The organism is Nitrosomonas sp. Nm132 (assembly GCF_900100485.1).
Taxonomy (GTDB): Bacteria; Pseudomonadota; Gammaproteobacteria; order Burkholderiales; family Nitrosomonadaceae; genus Nitrosomonas.
In genome coordinates this window covers 1-5,719 of record NZ_FNDH01000079.1, presented here as the reverse complement: position 1 = coordinate 5,719, position 5,719 = coordinate 1, and the positions used below count along the sequence as shown (strand labels likewise).

The following is a 5,719-nucleotide window of genomic DNA, read 5'->3' as shown; positions in this document are numbered from 1 at the left end:
ATGGCCTGCGGCTTCTTGCCGGCAGCTCCCGCACTATGCTGATGCGCTTTAACGTAGCTGCCATCAATAAATTCCCATTCCCATTCCCATTCCCAATCCGGATCAATAATCAGCGCCTTGAAAACTCTGCTCCACTTGTTAGTGGATGACCAAGCATTGAATCTCTTATAGATGGAATTCCAGCATCCAAAAACCTCGGGTAAGTCCCGCCACGGACAACCAACCCGCATTCGGTATAGCACACCCTCCACCGTCATGCACAGATTGCGCTTATTATAAATCGCTTCTTGAAGCAGAATCTTCTCCAGCTTCGGCCAGAATTCATCAGTGAGCATCAGTCGGGGCATCGCAAACTCGTTTTGTGGAGGGGTGTAAAAATCTCTCAATATTACGAGTTTACTTCGATTTATGAAATACTTACCTCAAAACGTCAACAGACCCTAGGCGTTGTATTTTATGGATTGGTTAATTGGGTTGTGGTATATACTTTTCTTCGTTGTCGCCAGCAATCCACTCGGGATCGTGGCGATTGCCGTTATATACCTCCTGTTAAGCGTCAGCAGACTTGGATGGCGGAAAGCCATCCCTTATACCTGCTTTTTTCTGGCCGGTGTAACTGTAGCGAATTTTCAGTGGCATATAGCCTTCGACGAAGACCGCAGCGGGCTCGTTCAGTATTACTTCGCAGCCATTCTCTTGATCAATAGTAAGTGTTATCGGGCTTTTAACTTCTCGCAGATATCTTCCCGCTGATCGGTTACTGGTCATGATCATTGGTATGACCGTGCTGCTAGGCATAATGCAGTTTCTTGCAGAAGCCAGCGCTATTCCCTCTGTATTGCTAAACTTTTATGCATGCGCATATGCAGTGATGGCGATGTCCTTACCATTTATATCGCTTGGATGGAATCATTATGCTCAACGCTTGAGAGGAGCTAACGGTTAAGGGAAAAGAATAACCAAGTCAAGTATTTTGAGAAAGGGGGGCGCTATCCCATATTATTCATTTCATACGTAAATTCAGTGAGAAAGGATAGCGTCCCCTTTGCGCTCTAAATGAGTCTTCATTGCGTTGGCCTGCGTGCTTCGCGGAACCAGATGCGGTATTGCTCCATTTTCACACGCTGTTTTGCTGGGGCGTGGCGGCGGCAGGTGGCATATTCCTCCGTGTTGGGCTCCGCGCCCCAACGTTCTTCAGCGCAGTCGTTGGGGTTATAAGCCATCTCATAGGCCGGCTTGCGTGCCAGTACCTCAGCCACGGAAAGCTCCCACAGACTGCCGTCCGTGCGTGTATAGCGAATGTTGCGTTCATGGATGCGTTTTGCGTGGTGTTGTTCGATTTCGACCTTGGCCTCCTCGAGACGCTGGCCGTTCAGCACGAACAATTCGGGGTGGCGCACGATCTTCTCGGCCAAACCATTTAGTACGTTAATCGCGATGATCAGGCGCATGTCGCGGGAGGGCGTGGAGTAATCTTCCCACGGGCCAATAGTCTGAAAAATCGCCGCGCCGCTGGGCATCGGGATGACACTGCCAGGATGCTTGCGGAAATATGCTTCGCTGTTGTTCACCGAAGCCACGCGGGCCTCGATTTGTTCTACTAAGGCATCCAGAGTGGCTTCATAAGCCTGCTTGGGATCAAGGCCGTTGGGGTTGATGAGCCTGGTTAACCTGGCGTAGAAATCGTCGGGAGAGAGTTGATCTTGCTCCACGGAAAAAGGGGCGAAGTCGGATTGGTCGGCTAGCTCACTATTGGAGAGCGCTCGCCATCTGCCTGAGGTCGTGCGGATCAAAGGCCGGAAAGCCTTGAAACCTGGTCCAGCGCTTGCGGTATTGGCAAACAGCATGGTGCCTTCCCAAACACGCTTGCGGGCGACCGTGTTGTCCGGCTGGGCATCGACCGCCAGCAAGCTGCCAGGGTGATCCGTCGTCTGCGGCAGCCATTCAACAACCAGCAGTACATGGCCGTAGGGGTCGGCATAAACTGTTCCCGGCCAGAGCATCTCCCGGCTAAGCGGGATGGGATACAGATCCGTGGACTCGTCTTCCAGTCCAGTCCGTAACGAACCTGAATGGATAATATTCACCAGCTGTCTGCTGATTTTCCTGAAGCTGGCCTGCGAGCTGCTGCCGTGGGTAAATTCGGTCTCGATGGTGGCCGCGCCACAACGCGGCGGCGCTTTGGTCGAGCCACGCCCGCAGGCACGAAAGGCGAACGGCAGGCCGATTTTCCAGGAAAAATAAGCCCGCAAGGTATAGGGCAGATCGGCGCAATCGGGGGTGAGTGGCAAATTGTTGTCTTCGCTGAGGCCGAGATGGTTATGCAGAAAGTTGCGTTCGGTGTTGCGCAACACTGGTTCCAAGGAAGGAAAGCTGAGGTTTTCTTCAGGGGGGGTGCCAAACAACGCTTCGATCCAGGCAGAATAAAGGGCTTCAGTGGCAAGATTCCACGCTTTGGTTCTTTCCTCTCTTTTCTGTATGTCTGATCCGTCAATGGTGAGAAGTTGGCAGGCGATCAGCCTGCCATCCCGGCTCGCTTCCACTCGATAATGTCCCTCGTTCAGCCTTGTCAATTCGGCGGCAAGACTCCAAGGCGGGCCACCGCGGTGGCGGGATGGCAGGAGCATGCGTCGATCCTGGCTGTCGATCAGGGTCAGTTCCGATACGGGGCTATCCGTAGACACAGCCATGATCTTGACCTGCCCATCGGCTTTGGGATTAAGGGGCGAGATCCAGATATGCGTTTCGCCAGCGTCTTCACATGAATAATCCTTGGCCTGCGCCACTGAAATGCTGACCCATGCTAGCAAGCATGCGAGAAAAAGGCGCGTAGGCTGGGTCGGTAAACTCAAAAAGCAGCCTCGATCCCACTTTACTGCATCGAGACGCTTTGCTAATCCGCATAAACGAATATTACTTACCCTCAGGATTGTGAATAGACTCCCTTGCAGTTTTTTCAGAATTAATTTTGAGAAGCTTAGTGTGATCACTTATGGACTCCTTCAAGGGATTTTTCTATTAGATAGGAGCATATCTTTCAAAGGAGTTTTTCCTTTTCAGGCAGTTAATTATCTGAAAGTCTAGGAAAATCTGGAATCAGAGTAAAGTTAAACATTAAATTACCCTAATCCATAGGATTCCACAGATTATGTGCTCACAGGTTTTACAGTTGCGGTAGCGTTAGACGGAGTTTTGCCTGTTTTGAGGTTGACGATTTTTTGGTCGGAATCGCCATAGTTTTGCCGGTTGCCGGATTACGGCCTGCACGGCCTACTACTGTTCCTTGATTAATGTATAGGCAGGGGTAAATTGTATTTTCCTTGAATGACATAGAGCAATTTTCCACAGTCTTGCTCACTGATTTTGTGGATAATAAACCAGGCAAATTTGAATAATCATTTTTATGGAGATACAGGGCTACTCTGTCAGCAATTTTCAGCTATGTTATTCGGCATTCAGGCTTTAGGAGGACTGAATTCACCAACCCCGAATTGATTTCTGTAATCACACGGCAAATCCAAGTATGACAAAGTACAATAAACCACGCTATCTGATAGGTGCTGATGAAAAAAGGTAAAGGCCACCGCGTCAATTTGGAAATGCCGAGCAGGGTAGAGGAGTATCAAGTGCTGCAAGTGTCCTGCCAGCTAGTAGTTCGTTCCGATAATTGATTTCTCCACTTTTGGCAACTGAGGCGCATTTGCTCGAATAAAGTCAAGACCCTTGCGAATGTTGTTGATCATCGTTTTGATCTGATCCCCGACCTCATGAGTCAACGTAAGCAATAATCGAGATTGACCTGCATGCCGAGTCATCAGGCGGGCAACCCCGTTTAGCAGCAAAGGACGACTGGTAATCGCCTCCAGGTGTGTTTTGGGGTGGACTAGACGGACATACCAACTCCGCCAATCGTAGATGAGCGCAACTGCTCGTGCTGAGAGGTTGCAGCGTTCCAAGTCATGAGGGGTATACCCACCCCAGCCCCATTGATTCTTTAACTCATCGAAGCCATTTTCGCAATTTGCCCGATCCCGGTACAATTGACCCAGGGCTTCCAGCGAATAGTCAGCATTGGTCACCAGCACGGCATATTCCCACACTTTGATTTTGTCTGAATGATCAACGAAGTGCAAGGTTCCCTGTTGGGTGCCCGCATTCGTTTCGACCGCCAGATTGTCTTTGATCTGACGCCGTAGCACCCCTACCCGCCGCGCGCGATGCCAGCCTGCCAGCTGGATTTCATCTTCTACTGCGTCAAAGCCTTGCTCCACATGCTGCCACTCGTTTTGCCGCCATTTCCGCTCGATCAAGCGTTTGACGCTCCTATGTCAAGTAATTGCAGCAGCATCAGATAAATCTGCGAGAATAAGCGGATACAGTTCACGAACAATGTAACGCTTCAGGCAGCGTTGAATTTCTTTGTCTGACATCCCTTGAGCAGCGCGTCGTGCCACATAACTTTGGGTTCTTGGTTCGCTGCGCATACGTACCATCGCGATTGTCCATAACGCGTTGTTTGCAGATCGATTGCCTCCTCGATTTAATCGATGGCGGATAGTTTTTCCAGAGGAAGCCTGCAGTGGACTTACTCCACATAACGCAGCCAAGGCCGCTTCATTCCTTAAACGTTCTGGATTATCTCCCGCTACGGCAATAAGTGTCGCTGCCGTTTGCGGCCCGACTCCAAACTGATTTAGAAGGCGCTTCGCTGATTGACTTGTCAAACGATCAAGCGTCACATCGATCTCTTTTAGTTCTGCTGAAAGCATTAGCCAGCGTTTGGCCAGCAAACGAAGTGTTGCAGCTAATGTTTTATGCAAAACATTAGCTTTTGCCTTCCGAAGTCGTGCACAGCCTGCTACGCATTCTTCCGGTTTGGTTTTCCAGAGTCGTTCACGCAGATCATCCGGTGCACTGATTAATAACGATCTGAGTTGATTGATGGTTTGTGTTCTTGCCTTGACTGCGCTACGTCTGACAACCGATAACATACGCAGTGCTTCAGCCACGCCTGACTGTGACTTTGGCGTTGCCGTTGCGTTACCGGAAAGTACTGTGCGTGCTGCACTCTCAGCATCAGTCGAATCGGATTTTCCTTGGAGTCGGCGCTTGGCACGATCAGGACGATTGACTTCCCATACTTCAATACCCTGTTCGCGCAATAAACGGGCAAGACCAGCGCCATATGTTCCTGTACCTTCAACGCCAGCACGCCGAACATTTCCCAATGTTCGTGCCCACGTCAGTAATTTCAGATAGCCTGCTCTATTAGTCGGTATGGAAGTAAGTATCCCTATCACTTTACCTTGATCATTGATGACCACGCCAACATGGGCATCTAAATGGGTATCAACGCCAAGAATAACTTCATTTTGAACCAGTGTGCCGTCCATATTCATACTCCTTAATCAAAATTGGTGCATTACCAACCCCAATTACCGGACAGGACACTCACGGTGCAATTCAAGGCTCCTATTAGGTCACGAATATTGAGCCCGGCAACGCTCGGGGAATGCCTGGACCAGATCGACAGGTCAACGCAAAGGCGCTTCGCCAATCCCAGCACGGGTCAGATCAAGTCAGGCATTCCATGACATATTAGACTGAGTATCCCAGCAGTCTGGCGAAGCTTGAACAGATAACGCTGATTAATCTCTTCCATTTCAGCCATCACTCCTTCATTGCCAAAAGCATTGTCGCCACGCACCAGAGCAGGACG

Annotated in this window: 5 protein-coding genes; all 5 read right to left on the bottom strand. The window is 50.1% G+C overall.

All coding sequences use genetic code 11. The features are described from left to right. Nucleotides 1-347 (bottom strand): transposase (locus tag BLP80_RS14195; RefSeq protein ID WP_143002313.1); only part of this gene is annotated, 347 nt, incomplete at its 3' end. Between the two features lie 202 nt (nucleotides 348-549). Continuing rightward, nucleotides 550-798 carry a hypothetical protein gene (locus tag BLP80_RS14190; RefSeq protein WP_143002312.1) on the bottom strand — a complete coding sequence of 83 codons (249 nt, stop codon included), beginning with the start codon at nucleotides 796-798 and terminating at the stop codon, nucleotides 550-552. 266 nt (nucleotides 799-1,064) lie between these two features. After that, complete coding sequence (locus BLP80_RS14180) at nucleotides 1,065-2,990, bottom strand: hypothetical protein (RefSeq protein WP_256325123.1); 1,926 nt, start codon at nucleotides 2,988-2,990, stop codon at nucleotides 1,065-1,067. 657 nt (nucleotides 2,991-3,647) lie between these two features. Then, nucleotides 3,648-4,310 (bottom strand): transposase, encoded by a 663-nt coding sequence (locus BLP80_RS14175; RefSeq protein ID WP_090544322.1) that lies wholly within the window; start codon nucleotides 4,308-4,310, stop codon nucleotides 3,648-3,650. A gap of 18 nt (nucleotides 4,311-4,328) precedes the next feature. Beyond that, nucleotides 4,329-5,393 carry an IS110 family RNA-guided transposase gene (locus BLP80_RS14170; protein WP_090544320.1) on the bottom strand — a complete coding sequence of 355 codons (1,065 nt, stop codon included), beginning with the start codon at nucleotides 5,391-5,393 and terminating at the stop codon, nucleotides 4,329-4,331. Between the last annotated feature and the right edge of the window lie 326 nt (nucleotides 5,394-5,719).